16 protein-coding genes are annotated in these 18,320 nt (G+C 61.2%); 8 read left to right on the top strand and 8 right to left on the bottom strand.

Annotation, left to right across the window (positions count from 1 at the left end; genetic code table 11):
* Positions 1-970 precede the first annotated feature (970 nt).
* Entirely contained in the window at positions 971-1,753 is a 783-nt protein-coding gene (locus tag BKA07_RS19695; RefSeq protein WP_425339312.1) for a ParB/RepB/Spo0J family partition protein, read from the bottom strand.
* 448 nt (positions 1,754-2,201) lie between these two features.
* On the opposite strand from BKA07_RS19695, the gene BKA07_RS19690 reads away from it, so the two are divergent.
* A complete protein-coding gene (locus BKA07_RS19690) occupies positions 2,202-2,372 on the top strand; it encodes a hypothetical protein (RefSeq protein ID WP_245161817.1) in 171 nt (56 codons plus the stop codon).
* A gap of 591 nt (positions 2,373-2,963) precedes the next feature.
* On the opposite strand, the gene BKA07_RS03130 is transcribed toward BKA07_RS19690, so the two are convergent.
* The 7 genes from BKA07_RS03130 to rpmH all read right to left on the bottom strand — a co-directional run bounded on the left by BKA07_RS03130 (position 2,964) and on the right by rpmH (position 7,079).
* Positions 2,964-3,860, bottom strand: a complete 897-nt coding sequence (locus BKA07_RS03130) for a ParA family protein (protein WP_245161816.1) — start codon at positions 3,858-3,860, stop codon at positions 2,964-2,966.
* 66 nt (positions 3,861-3,926) lie between these two features.
* Positions 3,927-4,565: a 16S rRNA (guanine(527)-N(7))-methyltransferase RsmG gene (gene rsmG / locus BKA07_RS03125; protein WP_245161815.1), complete on the bottom strand. Its 639-nt coding sequence runs from the start codon at positions 4,563-4,565 to the stop codon at positions 3,927-3,929.
* Positions 4,558-5,091 (bottom strand): Jag family protein, encoded by a 534-nt coding sequence (locus tag BKA07_RS03120; RefSeq protein ID WP_167949609.1) that lies wholly within the window; start codon positions 5,089-5,091, stop codon positions 4,558-4,560. Before BKA07_RS03120 ends, rsmG begins: the two co-directional genes overlap by 8 nt.
* Before the next feature lie 8 nt (positions 5,092-5,099).
* Positions 5,100-6,065, bottom strand: a complete 966-nt coding sequence (gene yidC / locus BKA07_RS03115) for a membrane protein insertase YidC (RefSeq protein WP_167949608.1) — start codon at positions 6,063-6,065, stop codon at positions 5,100-5,102.
* A gap of 171 nt (positions 6,066-6,236) precedes the next feature.
* On the bottom strand, positions 6,237-6,491 hold the full coding sequence (gene yidD, locus BKA07_RS03110) for a membrane protein insertion efficiency factor YidD (protein ID WP_342449132.1): 255 nt from the start codon (positions 6,489-6,491) through the stop codon (positions 6,237-6,239).
* An 82-nt stretch (positions 6,492-6,573) separates the two neighbouring features.
* Complete coding sequence (gene rnpA, locus BKA07_RS18980; protein WP_425339347.1) at positions 6,574-6,870, bottom strand: ribonuclease P protein component; 297 nt, start codon at positions 6,868-6,870, stop codon at positions 6,574-6,576.
* A 71-nt stretch (positions 6,871-6,941) separates the two neighbouring features.
* A complete protein-coding gene (gene rpmH / locus BKA07_RS03100) occupies positions 6,942-7,079 on the bottom strand; it encodes a 50S ribosomal protein L34 (protein WP_167949606.1) in 138 nt (45 codons plus the stop codon).
* Between the two features lie 415 nt (positions 7,080-7,494).
* Between rpmH and dnaA the strand changes: the two genes are divergently transcribed.
* The 7 genes from dnaA to BKA07_RS19160 all read left to right on the top strand — a co-directional run bounded on the left by dnaA (position 7,495) and on the right by BKA07_RS19160 (position 18,150).
* Positions 7,495-9,129 carry a chromosomal replication initiator protein DnaA gene (gene dnaA / locus BKA07_RS03095; RefSeq protein ID WP_167949605.1) on the top strand — a complete coding sequence of 545 codons (1,635 nt, stop codon included), beginning with the start codon at positions 7,495-7,497 and terminating at the stop codon, positions 9,127-9,129.
* A 539-nt stretch (positions 9,130-9,668) separates the two neighbouring features.
* The gene (dnaN, locus tag BKA07_RS03090; RefSeq protein ID WP_342448975.1) at positions 9,669-10,808 is read left to right on the top strand and encodes a DNA polymerase III subunit beta; all 1,140 of its coding nucleotides are present in this window, start codon (positions 9,669-9,671) and stop codon (positions 10,806-10,808) included.
* Positions 10,809-11,933 (top strand): DNA replication/repair protein RecF, encoded by a 1,125-nt coding sequence (recF, locus tag BKA07_RS03085; protein WP_167949604.1) that lies wholly within the window; start codon positions 10,809-10,811, stop codon positions 11,931-11,933.
* Complete coding sequence (locus BKA07_RS03080) at positions 11,930-12,442, top strand: DciA family protein (protein ID WP_167949603.1); 513 nt, start codon at positions 11,930-11,932, stop codon at positions 12,440-12,442. The genes recF and BKA07_RS03080 overlap by 4 nt, the downstream gene beginning before the upstream one ends.
* A gap of 198 nt (positions 12,443-12,640) precedes the next feature.
* Positions 12,641-14,638 (top strand): DNA topoisomerase (ATP-hydrolyzing) subunit B, encoded by a 1,998-nt coding sequence (gene gyrB / locus BKA07_RS03075; protein WP_167949602.1) that lies wholly within the window; start codon positions 12,641-12,643, stop codon positions 14,636-14,638.
* A 108-nt stretch (positions 14,639-14,746) separates the two neighbouring features.
* Positions 14,747-17,305, top strand: coding sequence for a DNA gyrase subunit A (gene gyrA / locus BKA07_RS03070; RefSeq protein WP_167949601.1), 2,559 nt, complete (start codon positions 14,747-14,749; stop codon positions 17,303-17,305).
* Between the two features lie 59 nt (positions 17,306-17,364).
* The gene (locus tag BKA07_RS19160) at positions 17,365-18,150 is read left to right on the top strand and encodes a DUF3566 domain-containing protein (protein WP_245161814.1); all 786 of its coding nucleotides are present in this window, start codon (positions 17,365-17,367) and stop codon (positions 18,148-18,150) included.
* Positions 18,151-18,320 lie beyond the last annotated feature (170 nt).

The following is an 18,320-nucleotide window of genomic DNA, read 5'->3' as shown; positions in this document are numbered from 1 at the left end:
AAACGAGGACACCGTCCTGATGCTCTGCGTTTTCCGTCCCGTTGAATCCGATCAGACCAACTGTCGATTGCGCCACCGAGCCAGACAAGACTGTCTCATGTGAAACGTCACTGACGTACGACGGCCTATTGGAATGCAACGAGCTAGATCTCGGTGTCTGCTTAGGTAGAAATCAGTGGTCGAAATAACCGATTCCCGAAATAGGGTCGGTCCGCATTTGCCACGGGTTTCACGTAAAACACCCAATCTCCCGCGCGAAGAATCGGCAGTAGCGACAGGCGAACGGGGTGCCTAATAGGTCTCAACAGTGCAGCGAATCCTTAGCGAAGACCATTGACCAGACGCTAGATCGCACAGAACTTCGTCAAGAACAAAGCCAAAGTCCGCGTTGGGACCTTACCGCGCTCACCCTCTTCAGTCTGGCATACCTTCGACAGGGCAGGGTGACCAGAGCTTCGACAGGCGATGTCGGCCCACTCGAGGGTTCCGCCGTTCCACGTGAAACGATAGCGGTCCGTCCAATGGATGAGCCAACACAGACCTGACACGGTGCAATCCGCGTGAAGTGGAAGCCGACCTACGGGACCGACCTCGAACCAGAATCGCGACACACATGCAAAACAAAAGTGTGAGGCGACATAATCGCCGACATCACGCGGGCAGATGTCTACAGCGCCAATAGTCTGTACCCCAGCAAGAAATGTCTCGGCGCTCACGCCACAGTCCTAAAATGGGAAGAGAAGGGCATCTCCTGCAGCCCCACGGCAAAGGTCACGTGAGTGTTTCACGTGGAACGCTTATGCGACCGAGCACAACACGTGGCCACCTGGCTACGTGTCCAATACAGACCGTTACTACTGTTCCGACACCAGCAAGAATGCAGAAACACCATAGGTGAACCAAAAGAGGCGGTTTCGAAAGATCGGAACCTTCCAAAACCGCCTCGGCTTACCTGGCTGAAGTCCGAGACCTACTCGGCAGCTGCCTCCACTCCGAGAAGATCAAGAATACGATCCAGGTCATCCTGATTGGCGAATTCGACGCTCAGTTTTCCCTTCTTCTTACCGACCGTGATGTTGACCTTGGTATCCAACCGATCTCCAAGACGTTCGGCGACCGCGATGAATTGAGGGTCAACCTGAGGCGTTGCACGTGGAACATTCATCGAGTCGCCGCGGTTCAGCAGGACTACGGCCTCCTCCGACGCACGAACCGACAACCCCTCGGCAACGATCCTCTGAGCGAGGATTTCCATATGTTCCGGTTCCCTCAGTCCCAAGATTGCGCGAGCATGACCAGCGGAGATCACGCCTGCCGCAACGCGACGCTGTACCAAAGGCGGCAGACGCAGCAGGCGCAGCGTGTTCGAAATCTGGGGGCGCGAGCGGCCGATGCGGTCTGAGAGCTCTTCCTGCGTGCAGCCGAAGTCTTCGAGTAACTGCCCGTACGCGGCGGCTTCCTCCAGTGGGTTCAGTTCCGCACGATGCAGATTCTCAAGTAGGGCGTCACGCAGCAGATCCGTGTCATCGACATAACGGATGATGGCAGGAATGGTCTCCAGCCCGGCATCCTTCGTCGCCCGGAGTCGACGCTCACCCATGATGAGTTCAAAGCGTTCCGGTTGGCTCGGCTTCTGCCGCACGACGACAGGCTGAAGTACGCCGATCTCTCGGATACTGTGGACAAGTTCGCTCAGCTGATCTTCATCGAAGGATGTCCGGGGCTGGCGCGGGTTCGCATCAACCAGGTCCACCCTGATTTCGCCGAACTCAGTATCCGGAATCGAATCGACGCCGGGCTCTACCTGATCGTCGTCAGCGGCCGTGGACGAGTCGCGGGAGCCATCGCCTTCGCTCCAGGTTTCACTGACACTGGCCTGGTCGGACCGCCCGGAAACTTCAGTTGTAGTATCGTCGGTGGACGACTGCGTTGACTCGCGTGCTTCGTCGAACCTTTCGTGGCCTGACCTGTAGACGCCGGGATGAGTTTCAAAGACGTCATCACCGACTGTAGAGTCTCTACCGCCCGGTTCGGAACCTGGGGAACCACTTCCAGCCGGACGCTCAGAAGAACGAGGATGTGCTTCTGTGGAATCAGCCGATTCCGCATTCCGGTCACCCGATGTTGACGTCTGCGAAGCATTGACCCCGCCGTCATCGACCGCATCGTGTTGCGATTGCGTTGTGGATTCGGCCTTGGCTGTGGAAAACTCTCCAACCGTGCCCGACGCCTTCGCCGCCGGTGCAGCTTGGGTCTGGGTAACATCTTTCGACTTCGAGGAGCTCGTCTCCGAAACGGTGGATCTGGCCGGGGCGGTCTTCGAAGAGTTGGACTTCGCCGCGGTGGACTTCGTCGGCGCAGTCTCCGACTGAGTTGTCTGCTGAGACGTCGATTTGGGTGACGTCTCCGAGTCGGATGATTTGGATCCGGCAGCCTTGGCTGCCGAAGCGTTCGAGGTGCGTGTCTTGGAGGCCGAAGTCTTGGCGGATCCCGACGAGGTCTTTCCCGACGAGGTCTCTCCCGACGCGGAATTCGCCGATCCTGACTTCTTCGTCGACCCGCCCTTCGTCGCCTGGGTCTTCGTCGACCCGGCCTTCGTCCCCTGGTTCTTGGTCGCCTCCGACTTAGTTGACCCGGACTTCCCTGCCTGGGTCTTCGTTGACCCAGTCCTCGCAGCTGCGGCGGACTTCGTCGGCGCAGTCTCCGACGAGGTGTCTGTATCCTTCACTCTCTTGGTCGTCGACGAGCCGGAATCAGCGCTTTTCGGTTTACGACGTCGGGACGACTGCATAGAGGCTGCAGGATCGTTACGAGCCGCGCGCGGTGCCTTCGCCCCCTCGTCGGATTCCTTGCCCTCTTCTGCCTCGCCTCCTGAGAAGAACACGTCGACCGGTCGGTCGTCGGACGCCCCATCCGGGATCAAGGCACCCAGCCCCCTACCTAAACCACGCTTCCTGCTGCGTTCAGCCACGATTTACTCCTCGTATAGCGATTTCTTCGGCAGCTTCTCGATAGGACAAGGCGCCACTGGAATGGGGATCATAGGATATGACGGTCTGACCGTAGCTGGGAGCCTCCGAGATCCGCACGGAGCGCGGGATCGAACTCGACAGAACCTGTTCGGGGAAATGCGTCCGAACATCATCGGCAACTTGTGAGCTGAGATTCGTCCGCCCATCATACATCGTAAGCAGAATCGTCGAGATCGCCAGCTCAGGGTTGAGATGTTTCTGGATGAGCTGGATGTTCTTCAACAGCTGACTCAGCCCCTCGAGCGCATAGTATTCGCACTGAATGGGAATGAGGACCTCTCGAGCGGCGACGAAGGCGTTGACTGTCAGAAGTCCGAGGCTGGGCGGACAGTCGACGATGACATAATCCACCCGATTGCCCGCGGCAGCCTGCTCATCGAGGTAATGACCGAGGGAACGTTGGAGACGCTGCTCACGAGCAACGAGCGAGACCAGTTCGATCTCAGCGCCGGCGAGATCGATGGTTGCAGGTACGCATGTGAGGGTCTCGAAATCAGGGCATTGCGCCACAGACTCACGCATCGGAACATCATCGATGATCACGTCGTAGATGCTGGTGACGTCGGAGTAGTGGTCGATGCCCAAAGCAGTACTCGCATTGCCCTGAGGATCGATGTCGATGAGCAGCACGTTGAGATTCTGATTGGCCAATGCCGCGGCGATATTCACTGCCGTGGTCGTCTTGCCGACGCCGCCCTTCTGGTTGGCGATGGTGAAGACACGGGTGGAGTCCGGTTTCGGAAAACTCGCCTGGGACAGACGATCGGCGCGACGATTGTCGCGCGCGATTGCAGCACCTATGGGAGACGACTCGTCCATGATCGGCATTCGGCGCACTCCATCATCCATTGGTTTCACAAAGCTATTCTCAGCCTAGACCAAATCTACTTCGTACTATTTCTTGACCATCTCGACAACACGGCTCGGGACGTCAAGGATTCCACCGTCGACGATGTGGATCTTCGGCTGAGTGAGTCGATATCGTTTGAGAAGCTTCTTCGTCTTCGCCAGCTCGGCCTCAACCGAGGCACCCTTCAGCGCGAGGATCCTCCCCTCGGGGCCCATCACCTCGTGAGTCCATTCGATCAGCGTTGTCATTGCCTTGACCGCTCGGGCGGTGACGACGGTGAACATCTCCTCATCGACGAGTTCCTCGACCCGAGCCCGGACGATGCGCACATTGTCCAGCCCCAAGTCGTCGACGACCATACTCAGCCACTCGACACGGCGTTCCATCGGTTCGATGAGCACCACCTGTGTCTCGGGCCGGAGCAGGGCGATGGGGATTCCCGGTAGGCCGGCACCGCTGCCCACGTCGCCGACGACGTCGCTGTCTGAGATGAATTCGGCGACGACCGCGCAGTTGAGGATGTGTCTGGTCCACAGTCTGTCGACCTCACGTGGTCCGATCAGTCCCCATTCGATTCCGGTTGTGGCCAGATGCTCTGTATAACGGGCAGCCGCCGGATAAGCGGCACCGAAGTAGTCTTCGGTCCGGGCGGGAGGAATTTCGAGAGCAGTCAGGTCAGTCATCAACAGGACGGACGAGCACATGGCGCCCGTCACCCTCACCTTCGGACTCCGAAACCAGTCCGGCCCGAGCGACCTGATCGTGAATGATCTTGCGCTCAAAGCTGTTCATGGGATTGAAGGCGAACTCATCTCCGGACTCTTTGACGCCATCGATGGCCTTCTGTGCCTTTTTGATGAGTTCGTCACGCCGGTTGTTGCGGAAGCCGTCGATGTCGAGCATCAGCCATGACCGCTGTCCCGTGCTGGTCTGGACGGCCAGCCGGCTCAGCTCCTGCAGTGCTCCGAGAGTTTTGCCGTCTCTGCCCACGAGGGTGCGGAGGTTGGACTGCTCGCCGTCCTCGCAGACGATCGACAGTTGAGCACGACCGTCTCCGACATCGATGTCGATATCACCGTCGATGTCAGCGATGTCCATGAGTTCTTCGAGGTAGTCCGCCGCGATGTCGCCTTCCTCTTCGAGGAGTTCGGCGCGAGTCGGCTTCGCGGTCTTCTCTTCCACGTTCTCGTCAACGTTGTCTTCAGTCATGTTCTTCCTCAGCGCTTCTTGTTCTTCTTGCGGTTCTTACTCACCGGCTGCTGTCTCTGACCCTGACCGGTGGGCTTCGCATCCTGTTCGCCGGCGGCGTCGCTGCCGCCCTTGATCTCGGGCTGCTGCACGGTTTTGCCCTTGCGAGCCCTGCGCTCGAGCATCTCCTTCTCCGCCTTGGAGCCGGGAGCCGGCATGTTCCGGATGACCGTGTGCTGCTGCGCCATGGTCCAGGTGTTCGAGACCAACCAGTAGATGAGGACGCCGAGTGGGAAGTAGATGCCGCCGATGCCGAAGACGAGAGGCATGACGTAGAGCAGCATCTTCTGCGACTGCATCATCGGATTCGCTGCGGCGGTCTCCGTCATGTTCTTCGCCATCATCTGCTTCTGCGTGATGAACATGGTCGAGGCCATGATGATGATGAGAACACCGGTGAGCAGCTTCACACTTATACCGGGATCCTGGAACGTCGCCGACAGCGAGATCCCGAAGACACTGGAATTCTCAGCCTGGATCGCAAGATCCTGAGTGAATCCGCCGATCGCGTCAATGGAGCCGGATGCCACCTTGGGCATGTTGTGGATAACGCGGAAGAGAGAGAAGAAGATGGGCATCTGCACGAGGAGCGGCAGACACGAGGCCCAAGGGCTCGTCTTGTTGTCGCGGAACAGATTCATCTGCTCTTCGGCCATGGCCTGACGCGAGTACTGGTCCTTCTTGCCCTTGTATTTGGCCTGCAGTCGTTGGATCTGAGGCTGCAGCAGCTGCATCTTCCGCTGAGACTTGATCTGGTAGACGAACAGAGGGATCAGCAATGCACGAATGACGACAGTCAGTCCGGCAATCGACAGCGCCCAGGTCCAGCCGTTGTCCGCTGGAAGTCCGATTGCGGTAAAGATCTCGTGGAAGATCGCGAGGATCCAAGCAACTACCCACTGCAGCGGGTAGAGCAGCTTGTCCATCCAGTCCATTCAGTTCTCCTCGTTACAACGATTCTTCACGATCGTTCATTTTGCCATTGTTCGCAGGTCTTCGCGACACAGAACCCTCGGTCCTGCCTCAGTGCACGTGTGAGGCTCAAGCCGCCAGCTGTTCGCGACCTCAACCGGGCAGCGCAACCGCCGCACGGACGTCGTCAATTGTCAGTGGCCCTCATCGGTGTGCATCGATTCGGAGCGGGCCTGGCGCGCTGAACCGGGAACATGGTCCACCCCGCCGTGGGAGAAGGGATTGCATCGCAGTATCCGCCAACCAGTTAACACCATTCCCTTGAGAACTCCGTGAATCTCGAAGGCTTCCAGGCCGTACATCGAGCAGCTGGGATAATATCGGCAGACCTGTCCGTACATCGGGGACACCACCACTCGATAGGCTCTGATCAACCAGACGAATGGCATCCGCGGCCCGATGCGCATCACCCACCAGAGCGTGGGCCGGAATCCTGTCGGCCGGCGCGGCACCTCCGAAGGATGCTTCAGATCATGTTCGGCGTCCACGGCTCTCTAGCTTCTTCCGAGCTTTGTCCATCAGCAACGTGACCTCGGACTCGAGCTCCGTGAAGTCTGCCCCTGCCGCATGTGGCAGCGCTCGAACCACGAACAGGGTGCCGGGCTCCAAACTGTCCAACCTGACTCGCATGATCTCTCGGAGACGACGCTTCACCCGATTCCGTCGAACAGCATTTCCAACGGCTTTGGATACGATGAAACCCACGCGCGCGGCGTGGGAATCATCATTGTCTATGAGACTGTGCGCCATCAGATGGCCCGAGCGCACGCGGACACCAGCCTTGAAGACTCTTCTGAAATCTTCGCCGCTGCGGATCCGGTGAGCCGCGGTGATCACACTTATGCCGAAACTTCGGCACGTCCCTTACGACGACGTGCGGCCAGGATCGAACGGCCCGCACGGGTGCGCATGCGCAGACGGAAACCGTGCTTCTTGGCACGCTTGCGGTTGCTGGGCTGGAAAGTACGCTTACTCACTTCATGTCTCCGATTTCTAGGTTGCGGGCGAACACCGATGCGTTCTCACAAAAAACGGCGGTGAGAGTCTCGACCGCCGAGCACTCCTGTGCGTAAGAGCCAAAAGATAGTCAAGATAATCGGATGAAGCCCGGTACACAGGACACTCCATCTTAGCCAAGGTCGAAGAAGCCGGTCAAACCCGAGGCGAATGTTTCACGTCACCGTGGCGCCCTATTCGCCGAAGTTCATTCTCCCGACGTCTGCGGTCGTCCACAAGTAACAAGCGTGTAGTTATCCACATGGTTATCCACCAGTGTGGAGGAATACTGGGATGACTCGTCAGTTCTCCACAAACTGTGGAAAACTATGTGGAAGTCATACACAGGTGTGGACCATGCCAAGAAGCAACTACGAAAACGGAGGAAGAGTGACGGTGTCGAATTCCAAGAATGAGCTCATCAGCCAATGGCGGACGGTGGTCTCGACCCTGGATCAGGACCCCGGTCTGACCGCCCATCAGAAGGGCTTCCTCTCACTCGCCGTTCCCAAGGCCCTCGTCGACAACGCACTGGTCCTTCTCGCTGTCCGCGATGAGCACACGCGCAGAACCATCGAGACCCGGCTCCTCGGTCCGCTGACGAGAGAGTTCTCCCACGTCCTCGGCTTCGAGGTGACCTTCGGATTCGTGGTCGATCCCGAACTCGACGTACCGATCAGGTTCGAAGATCTCATCGGGGAACCCACACCGGGCTCACCGATCGAGATCGATCCGGAGACCTCCACCTCGGCGATGGGATCCACGGGGTCACCGGCCCATGCACCGTCACAGGCCGCGTCCGCTCAGCCTCGGATCCCCGCCCCCTACGACCGCGCACCTCATCCGCAGCCGCAGTCGCCCCGGTACGAGGATTCCGGGCCGGCACCCGGCAACGGGGCACCTGGGGAAAGAACGACGCGAGAGATGAAGATCGCCGAGGCGACCGCCGCCCAGTCCACTCCACCGGTCGAGGTTCCCGGCGTCGCCCAGCTCAACCCGAAGTACACCTTCGACACCTTCGTCATCGGTGCGTCCAACCGCTTCGCCCATGCTGCGGCGTTCGCCGTGGCCGAGGCCCCGGCCAAGGCCTACAACCCCCTGTTCATCTACGGCGATTCGGGACTGGGCAAGACGCACCTCCTGCACGCAATCGGCTACTACGCGACCCAGCTGTTCCCCGAGATCCGCGTGAAATACGTCTCGAGCGAAGAGTTCGTCAACGACTTCATCAACACGATCGGCTCGTCGAAGACCTCGAACTCCCTGCGACCGGCGTTCCAACGTCGCTACCGCGAGGTCGACATCCTGATGATCGACGACATCCAGTTCCTGCAGGGCAAGGACGCGACCGTCGAAGAGTTCTTCCACACCTTCAATGCCCTGCACAATGAGGTCAAACAGGTCGTCATCACCTCCGACCAGCCGCCGAAGATGCTCAAGGGCTTCGAGGAGCGGCTTCGCTCACGCTTCGAATGGGGCCTCCTGACAGACGTGCAGCCCCCGGACATGGAGACGCGCTTCGCGATTCTGCGCCGCAAGGCGGCCGGAGAACATCTCGATGTTCCCAATGACGTCCTCGAATACATCGCCTCGCGGATCTCCTCGAACATCCGCGAACTCGAGGGCGCTCTCATTCGTGTGACCGCCTTCGCCAACCTCAACGATCAGCAGGTCGACGTCAGTCTGGCCGAGACCGTCCTCAAGGACTTCATCACCCAGGACGACACCCCAGCCATCTCCGCCGCCGACATCATGGGTCAGACCGCTGCCTACTTCAGCCTCACCCTCGATGATCTGTGTGGGACCTCCCGTTCTCGGACCCTGACCACGGCACGGCAGATCGCCATGTATCTGTGCCGCGAACTCACGGAGCTGTCGCTGCCGAAGATCGGTCAGGCCTTCGGCGGCCGCGATCACACGACCGTGATGCATGCGAACAAGAAGATTCGAACTCAGATGGCTGAACGCCGCGCGGTCTACACTCAGGTCACCGAATTAACAAACCGCATTAAACAGCAACATCGCCTATAGAACACGGTATACACATATGTGGATAACCATGGGGACAAACCACGTATCCTGGGGATAGAATGGTGGATAACTCCACGGCCTGAGTGGACGGATGTGAACTACATGGATGTGCTTACCCAAGCGCCCACCGAAGCATGCGTGGAGGTACACAGGGCATCCACACCCATGTGGAGCGCACGAACCTTGACTACTCGGGCGTAGCCGCTGGTTATCCACAATCTCCACAGGTGCTGATACTTCTACTCATTGAATTCAAGTAATAAGAGGGTGACCGCCACCGACTGCATCGGCGGGGTGGGGAACTTCTCGAGCTCATGCTCGAGGCCCGCACACGGCACGATCTGAAATTCGAACACAGCGTCACGGTCGATTCTCGAATGCGAGATCATGGCGGTCTCGGTCTGCCCGGGTCCGCTGTGATGAGGTTGTCGGCTGCCCCATGCCGGGATGCTCAGATTTCCGATAGGCTGTGTAAAGTTTTCCCAGCAACGCCCAGCCAGTGACTTGAGTACGTCGGGTGGCCACCCCGAAGGAGTAAAGTGAACGCCGAAGCATCTCCCCTGAAGTTCAAAGTCAACCGCGACGTCCTCGCCGATGCGGTGACATGGGCTACCAAGACTCTCCCCAGTCGCCCCTCCGCACCGGTCCTGACTGGAATCCTCATCACCGCCGAAACCGGTGGGACCGTCCGCCTCGCTGTCTTCGACTACGAAGTCTCATCCCGAGTCGAGATCGACGCCGAGGTGGTCACGGCCGGTACCGTCCTCGTCTCCGGCCGTCTCCTCGCCGACATCTCGAAGGCTCTGCCCAACCAGGAAGTGACACTGGAGCAGGTCGATTCGAAGGTCGACGTCACCTGCGGCTCGTCCCGGTTCTCGCTGATGACGATGCCCGTGGGCGAATACCCGGCACTGCCTCAGATTCCCGATGCCTCCGGCACCGTCTCCGCCGGAGAGTTCCAGAACTCGGTGTCCCAGGTCACGATCGCAACGTCGAAGGATGACACACTGCCGATCCTGACCAGCGTGCGCGTCGAGATCGAAGGCGAGAAGGTCACACTCCTCGCCACTGACCGCTACCGCCTCGCCGTCCGTGAGTTCACGTGGAATCCCGGTCGTCCGGACGTCTCCGCCGTGGCACTGCTGCGGGGGCGCACACTCTCGGACGTGTCCAAGTCCCTCGGCGGTGACGTCACAATCGGGCTGAGCAACGACGCGGGCAAGGACCTCATCTCCTTCACCTCGGCGGGACGAGTCACGACATCGCTGCTCGTCGAAGGCGAATACCCCAAGGTCCGATCACTCTTCCCTGACTCGGTGCCGATCCACGCCATCGTCGAGACGGGTGTGCTCAGGGAAGCGGTTCGCCGCGTCTCCCTGGTCGCCGAGCGCAACACTCCGCTGCGATTCGAAGTCAGCGACGGAATGCTCACCCTCTATGCCGGAACCGGCGACGACGCTCAGGCCTCCGAAGCCGTCGAGGCGGTGCTGCAGGGCGAGCCGATCACCGTCGGGTTCAACCCCCACTACATCGCCGAGGGCCTCGCAGCTGTCGAGAGCCCCTACGTGAACTTCTCGTTCACCCAGCCGATGAAGCCCGTCATCATCTCAGGACAGAAGGATCTGGAATCATCGGCCGACGAGTCGTATCGATACCTGCTCATGCCCACCCGCATCTGAATGTGGATATCGAGACTCTCACTGCGTAACTACCGGTCCTATCCCGAACTCGACCTCGAGTTCGAGCCCGGAGTCACCACATTCGTGGCCGACAACGGCACAGGCAAGACCAATATCGTCGAAGCCATCGGGTATCTGGCGCACCAGCGGTCCCACCGAGTGGCCTTCGATGCACCGCTGGTGCACGAGGCCGCACAGTCGGCAACCGCCTCCGCTCTGGTCAATCGCGATCAGCGCCATGCCACGGTGGAAGTCACGATCCAAGCGAAGGGCGCCAACCGGGCACGGGTCAACCGATCGCCGGTGAAGTTGAAGGAGATCCTCGGACTCGTCTCCTGCGTGGTCTTCGCACCCGAGGACCTCAGTCTGGTCCGTGGCGAGCCGGCCGAGCGCCGCTCCTGGATCGACACCCTCGTCGTGTCCCGCAATCCCCGCTATTCCTCGGTGATCGCGGACTTCGAACGTGCTCTCAAACAGCGCAACGCACTGCTCAAGCGTCTGCGCGAAGACCGTGACCCCGGCTTGGAAGCAACCCTGGACATCTGGAACATGGCCTATGCCGACGCGGCCTCGGAGCTGGTCTTCGGTCGCCGGCGCATCCTCGCCGACATCGTCGAACCCCTGCAGGACAACTTCGCCTTCATCGCCGCCGACGCCCGGCTGGAGCGACAGGGAGTCAGGGCTCGCTATGATTCGCGCATCGACTATTCGCAGGCCGAATCCCCCGCCGAATGCCGGGAACTGCTGCTGGCCGCGCTCGAGCGCCGGCGCACGACGGAGATCGAGCGCGGGCTGACCCTGCACGGTCCCGGTCGCGACGATCTGGCGCTGACGATCGGCGACCACCCTGCGAAGGGCTATGCCTCCCACGGGGAGACCTGGTCCCTGGCTCTGGCGATGCAGCTGGCCGGCTGGGATCTGCTCAGCTCCGATGCCGGGTCGACCGCCGAACAGCCGATCCTCGTCCTCGACGATGTCTTCGCCGAACTCGACACCGGACGTCGCAGCCGACTGGCCTCACGGATCACCGAGGCCGAACAGGTCTTCATCACTGCCGCCGTCGACGGCGACCTGCCGGAGGGACTCGAAGGTCGCCGGATCGGTCAGGACCGGCTGGTGCCATGAGCGGCATCGAGAAGGACGTCTCGACTCCGGTGGCGGCACTCGAAGCCCTCGACCGGGTGCGACGGATGGAGGCGACCGAGGCGAAGTTCGTCCGGAGCCGCCGCCGGTCACGGCTGCGCGGTGAAGCCGTGTACTCCTCGGCGGGCAAGGACAAGCGCGATCCGGCAGCGATCTCGTCGGCACTGGGAAAGCTGATCTCTGCCCGAGGCTGGTCGTCGTCGATCGACATCGGCAAGGTCCTCGGCCGGTGGCCCGATCTGGTCGGCGAACAGGTGGCGTTGCACTGCAGACCCGTCGACTTCTCCCCGCCTCTGCTGATCATCGCCGCCGACTCGACGACCTGGGCGACTCAGCTGCGCGTCCTCAAGCCCACGATCCTCAGGGCCCTGGAAGCCGGCCTCGGCTCCCAGACGATCACGGAGATCGAGATCCGCGGGCCACAGGGCCGCAGTTTCAAGAGGGGCAGGCGCAGCGTGACCGGTCGCGGACCGCGCGATACCTTCGGCTGATATCGGGAGTCGTCTTCGAGACAGATCCGAAGAACGTTAGAGGGCCTTAAACGGCGATAGCCGGTCCCTTTCGTGCCCGGGGGTACATCTGAGGCTTAAAAATTCCGCAAATGCACCATAGTGTGCCGCTTACGGGCATTTCTGGTCGCAGCGCGGTAGAATGGGTAGCTGTTAGCGCCCACCCCCACAAGGAGTCATATGACGACCGAGGATCTACCCCATTACGATGCCGGGGACATTACGGTACTCGAGGGTCTCGAAGCAGTTCGCAAACGACCCGGCATGTACATCGGTTCGACCTCGGAACGTGGTCTCCACCACCTGGTTCAGGAGATCGTCGACAACTCCGTCGACGAGGCGATGGCCGGGTACTGCGACCACATCGAGGTGACGATCCTCGCCGACGGCGGTGTGAGAGTCGTCGACGACGGGCGCGGCATGCCTGTGGCGATGCACCCCACCGAAGGCAAGCCCACCGTCGAGGTGATCCTGACCATCCTGCACGCCGGCGGCAAGTTCGGCGGAGGCGGCTATGCCGTGGCCGGCGGCCTGCACGGTGTGGGTTCGACAGTGGTCAACGCGCTGTCCGAACGCCTGGAGGTCGAGGTCCGGCGTGACGGCTACGTCTGGAGCATGGACTTCGAGAAGGGCGTGCCCACCGGCGAGCTCCGCCGCGGCGAAGAGACCTCGGAGACCGGAACGATGGTCACCTTCTGGCCGGACTCCACGATCTTCGAGACCACCGACTTCTCCTATGAGTACCTGCGTGCTCGCTTCCAGCAGATGGCCTTCCTCAACAAGGGCATGAAGATCAGCCTGACCGACGAGCGCCACGCACAGGTCGACGACGACAACGTCCAGATCGACGAGGACGACGAAGCCGAGACCAAACCACGTGAGGCCACCTACCACTACGAGCACGGTCTCCTCGACTACGTGCAGTACCTGAACTCGACGAAGAAGGCCGACCTCGTCCATCCGGACGTCATCGTCTTCGAAGCCGAAGAGGGAGTGGAGACGCTCTCGCTCGAGATCGCCATGCAGTGGACGACCTCCTTCAGCGAATCGGTCCACACCTACGCCAACGTCATCAACACCCACGAGGGCGGTACACACGAAGAGGGATTCCGCACGGCGCTGACCTCGCTGATCAACAACTACGCCCGCGAACAGAAGCTGCTGCGGGAGAAGGACGCCAACCTCACCGGCGATGACGTCCGCGAGGGGCTGACAGCGGTCATCTCGGTCAAGCTCGGCGATCCGCAGTTCGAGGGACAGACGAAGACGAAGCTGGGCAACTCCGAGGTCAAGGGCTTCGTCCAGCGCGTCGTCCGCGATGAGCTCGGACACTGGTTGGAGTCGAATCCGGCTCAGGCCAAGGACGTCGTCCGCAAGGCACTGCAGGCCTCGCAGGCGAGGATGGCCGCACGCAAGGCCCGCGAAGCCACCCGCCGCAAGGGACTCCTCGAATCCTCGGGTATGCCCGGCAAGCTCAAGGACTGCCAGACCAAGGACCCGACGATCTCCGAAGTCTTCATCGTCGAGGGTGATTCCGCAGGCGGCTCCGCGACCCAGGGCCGCAACCCGCACACTCAGGCGATCCTGCCCCTGCGCGGCAAGATCCTCAATGTGGAGAAGGCGCGACTCGACCGGGCTCTCGGCAACAACGAGGTCCAGGCCATGATCACCGCCTTCGGCACCGGCATCGGCGAGGAGTTCGAACTCGAGAAGCTGCGCTACCACAAGATCGTGCTCATGGCCGACGCGGACGTCGATGGTCAGCACATCACGACTCTGCTGCTCACGCTGATCTTCCGGTACATGAAGCCTCTGATCGAACACGGGTACGTGTTCTTGGCGACTCCGCCCCTGTACCGGATCAAGTGGTCGAATTCGGCTCACCAGTTCGCCTACACCGACAACGAACGCGACGGACTGCTCGAAACCGGACGGGCCGCGGGCAAGCGTCTGCCCAAGGACCTGGCGATTCAGCGCTACAAGGGTCTGGGCGAGATGAACTATTCGGAGCTGTGGGAGACCACGATGGATCCCGACCACAGACTGCTCAAACAGGTCTCGCTCGACGACGCGATCATGGCCGACGAGATCTTCACGGTCCTCATGGGCGACGATGTGGATTCGCGTCGGCGCTTCATCCAGGAGAATGCGAAAGACGTTCGCTTCCTCGACATCTGATCCCCGCCGTCGGTTCCCGGTCGCTGCCGGGATCCGACGGGAACACAGACTCTCATGAACTCACTCACCGCCGTCCTGCGCGATTAAGACACAAGGGAAGAGCCCACATTGGCTGACGAAAACGATATCGGAACAGAACTCAACCGTGTCGAACAGGTTGATCTCAATCTCGAGATGCAGAGGTCGTACCTCGATTACGCGATGAGCGTGATCGTCGGCCGTGCCCTGCCCGACGTCCGTGACGGACTCAAGCCCGTGCATCGGCGCGTGCTGTACGCGATGTTCGACGGCGGCTACCGGCCGGACCGCAACTTCTCCAAGTGCTCACGCGTCGTCGGAGACGTCATGGGCCAGTACCACCCGCACGGCGACACGGCGATCTACGATGCGATGGTCCGCCTCGTGCAGCCGTGGACGATGCGCTACCCGTTGGTCGCAGGACAGGGCAATTTCGGCTCGCCCGGTGACGACGGCGCAGCCGCACCCCGTTACACCGAGTGCAAGATGGCGCCCCTGGCCATGGAGATGGTCAGGGACATCGAAGAGGGCACCGTCGACTTCCAGGACAACTACGACGGTCGCAACCAGGAACCCGTGGTTCTGCCCTCACGGATTCCGAACCTGCTGGTCAACGGCTCCTCCGGTATCGCCGTGGGTATGGCGACGAACATCCCGCCGCACAACCTCACTGAGGTTGCCGCCGGGGCACAGTGGCTGCTGTCCCACCCCGAAGCGAGCAAGGAGGAGGCCCTCGAAGCACTGCTCGGCATCATCAAGGGCCCGGACTTCCCGATGGGGGCGACGGTCCTGGGACGCAAGGGCATCGAGGACACCTACCGCACCGGGCGCGGTTCGATCACCCAGCGCGCCGTCGTCGAGGTCGAGGAGATCCAGGGACGCACCTGCCTGGTCGTCACCGAGCTGCCCTACATGGTCAACCCCGACACCCTGGCCGCGAAGATCGCCTCCTACGTCAAGGACGGAAAGGTCGCCGGCATCGCCGACCTCCGCGACGAGTCCTCGGGGCGCACCGGTCAGCGGCTGGTCATCGTGCTCAAGCGCGATGCTGTGGCCAAGGTCGTGCTCAACAACCTCTACAAGCACACCTCGCTGCAGGAGAACTTCTCCGCGAACATGCTCGCTCTGGTCGACAGCGTCCCGCGCACGCTGAGCATCGACTCCTTCCTGCGCCTGTGGGTCAAGCACCAGATCGAAGTCATCGTCCGCCGGACCGAGTTCCGTCTGCGCAAGGCCGAAGAGCGTGCTCACATCCTGCGAGGCTATCTCAAGGCTCTCGACGCCCTCGACGAGGTCATCGCTCTGATCCGCCGCTCACCGTCCTCCGACGAGGCGCGCACGGGCCTGATGGACCTCCTCGAGGTCGATGAGATCCAGGCCAATGCCATTCTGGACCTGCAGCTGCGACGTCTGGCCGCCCTCGAGCGTCTCAAGATCCAGGAAGAGGCCGAGAAGATCGAGGAGCAGATCGCCGAGTACAAATACATCCTTGCGACTCCCTCCCGTCAGCGCGAGATCGTCTCGGAGGAGCTCGACGAGGTCGTCGAACGCTACGGTGATGACCGGCGGACGAGGATCCTGGCCGGATTCGACGGAGACGTGTCGATGGAGGACCTGATCCCGGAGGAGGAGGTCGTCGTCACCATCACCCGCGGCGGGTATGCCAAGCGGACCCAGAACCACCTGTACCGGGCTCAGCACCGCGGCGGCAAGGGCATCAAGGGAGCAGCACTGCGCGGCGACGATGTCGTCGATCAGTTCTTCGTCACCTCCACCCACAACTGGCTGCTGTTCTTCACGAACACGGGCCGCGTCTACCGTGCCAAGGCCTACGAACTGCCTGAGGGCTCACGTGATGCCAAGGGTCAGCACGTCGCGAACCTCCTCGCGCTGCAGCCGGACGAGACGATCGCCAAGGTGCTTTCGATCCGCGACTACGAGGAAGCCGACTTCCTCATCCTGGCCACGAAGTCCGGTGTGGTGAAGAAGACCCGTCTGAGCGAGTACGACTCCAACCGCACCGGCGGCGTCATCGCGATCAACCTTCGTGAGTACAAGGGGCAACCGGACGAGCTGATGTCGGCGCGGATCGTCAGCGCCGATGACCATCTGCTCATGATCTCCCGCAAGGGGATGTCGATCCGCTTCGCGGCCGATGACGATTCGATCCGTCCCCTGGGCCGAGTCACCGGCGGTGTCACCGGCATGAAGTTCAAGGGCGATGACGAGCTGCTGACGATGGACGTCATCCAGCCGGACACGTTCGTCTTCGTCGTCACCGAAGCCGGCTATGCCAAGCGGACTCCGGTCGACGAGTACCGGCTCCAGGGCCGTGGCGGACTCGGAATCCGGGTTGCCAAGATCACCGAACAGCGCGGAGACTTGGTTGGCGGGCTCATCGTCGACGAAGGGGAAGAAGTCCTCGTCGTCATGGAGCGCGGTAAGATCGTGCGCTCGAACATCGATGAAGTTCCGGCGAAGGGACGCAACACGATGGGTGTGGTGTTCGCAAAACCGGGCAGGAATGACCGTATCATCGCAGTAACGCGTGGACCCGAGACCGTGGTCGAAGAGTTGGACGAAGAAGCTGAGGAACACGAGGGTGAGGACGCAGAGCCTCAGTCCGGCAGCGAGGATGTGGAAGAGTGAGCGACAACAAACAGCCAGGCTCAGGCAAGATCATACGCACGTCCAGTGGATCCACCCGCTTGACGGCAGGATCGGAGAAGAACGGGGACAAGTCCGATTCGTCCGAGTCCGGTGATTCGGCGGGTTCGGGCTCGACAGGCTCGACCGGTTCGGGCAGTTCGGGCAGTTCGAACAAGGCCCCGGACAAAACCCGGGTCGTCACTCCTCCGGCGCCCAAAGTCTCGCCGAAGCCGAATCGTGCTCCTTCGGCGGAACAGCCCGGGGGCGGTTCGGCAGCGGCCGGACAGTCCTCTTCGGGGTCTGCGTCCTCAGGCTCGGCGCCCTCGGCTCAGGCCGCCGGATCGCAGGGTTCGTCGTCCGGAAGCGGTCCGACCACCTCGGCGACGGGATCCGCCGGCAACACCGTTCGCGCCAGTTCCGGCAGCGTGAAAATGGGCGTCAAGAACATGGTCGACAGCGGCAAGGGCAATAAGAAGAAGAAAGGCCCGCGTACGGTCCGTCTGACCGTCTCAGCGGTCGACCCGTGGTCGGTCATGAAGATGTCGTTCCTCATGTCCGTGGCCATCGGCATTGCCACTATCGTGGCGTTCATCGTCCTCTGGCTCGTCCTTCAGGCCACGGGCGTCATGGGCGGCCTGGAAGCGACGATGACGGAACTCGCGGGAGCCGAGTCGGCTGAGAAGATCATCGGCATCTTCGGATTCGGTCGGGTCGTTGCGGCCGGCTTCATCATCGCGGTCATCAACATCGTCCTGATGACGGCATTGTCGACCTTGGCGGCGTTCATCTACAACATCGGATCCCTCATCGCCGGCGGCTTCCACCTGACGCTGACCGACGACTGACACCGACGGCTGCGGATCCCCGACGACTGCGGAACTTCGACGACTGAGAGCGGATTCGAGCTCGTTCCGGTGATGTGACGACGGCGGTTCCGAAGCCCTGCACAGTGGTTGCGAATCCCTACACATGGGCTCGGCACCGCCGTCGGAGGGTTGATAAACTGATCGCAGCC

It is taken from the genome of Brevibacterium marinum, from assembly GCF_011927955.1.
Classification (GTDB): Bacteria; Actinomycetota; Actinomycetes; order Actinomycetales; family Brevibacteriaceae; genus Brevibacterium; species Brevibacterium marinum.
The sequence above is the reverse complement of the archived record's forward strand: the minus strand, read 5'-3'. Positions and strand labels throughout refer to the sequence as shown.

Excerpts from the sequence above, each read along its gene's own strand:
- BKA07_RS03080 (WP_167949603.1), top strand. The coding sequence starts at position 11,930 with ATGAGCGGCATCGAGAAGGACGTCTCGACTCCGGTGGCGGCACTCGAA.
- recF (WP_167949604.1), top strand. The coding sequence starts at position 10,809 with ATGTGGATATCGAGACTCTCACTGCGTAACTACCGGTCCTATCCCGAA.
- gyrB (WP_167949602.1), top strand. The coding sequence starts at position 12,641 with ATGACGACCGAGGATCTACCCCATTACGATGCCGGGGACATTACGGTA.
- BKA07_RS03130 (WP_245161816.1), bottom strand. The coding sequence starts at position 3,860 with ATGCCGATCATGGACGAGTCGTCTCCCATAGGTGCTGCAATCGCGCGC.
- yidC (WP_167949608.1), bottom strand. The coding sequence starts at position 6,065 with ATGGACTGGATGGACAAGCTGCTCTACCCGCTGCAGTGGGTAGTTGCT.
- BKA07_RS03120 (WP_167949609.1), bottom strand. The coding sequence starts at position 5,091 with ATGACTGAAGACAACGTTGACGAGAACGTGGAAGAGAAGACCGCGAAG.
- rsmG (WP_245161815.1), bottom strand. The coding sequence starts at position 4,565 with ATGACTGACCTGACTGCTCTCGAAATTCCTCCCGCCCGGACCGAAGAC.
- yidD (WP_342449132.1), bottom strand. The coding sequence starts at position 6,491 with ATGCCATTCGTCTGGTTGATCAGAGCCTATCGAGTGGTGGTGTCCCCG.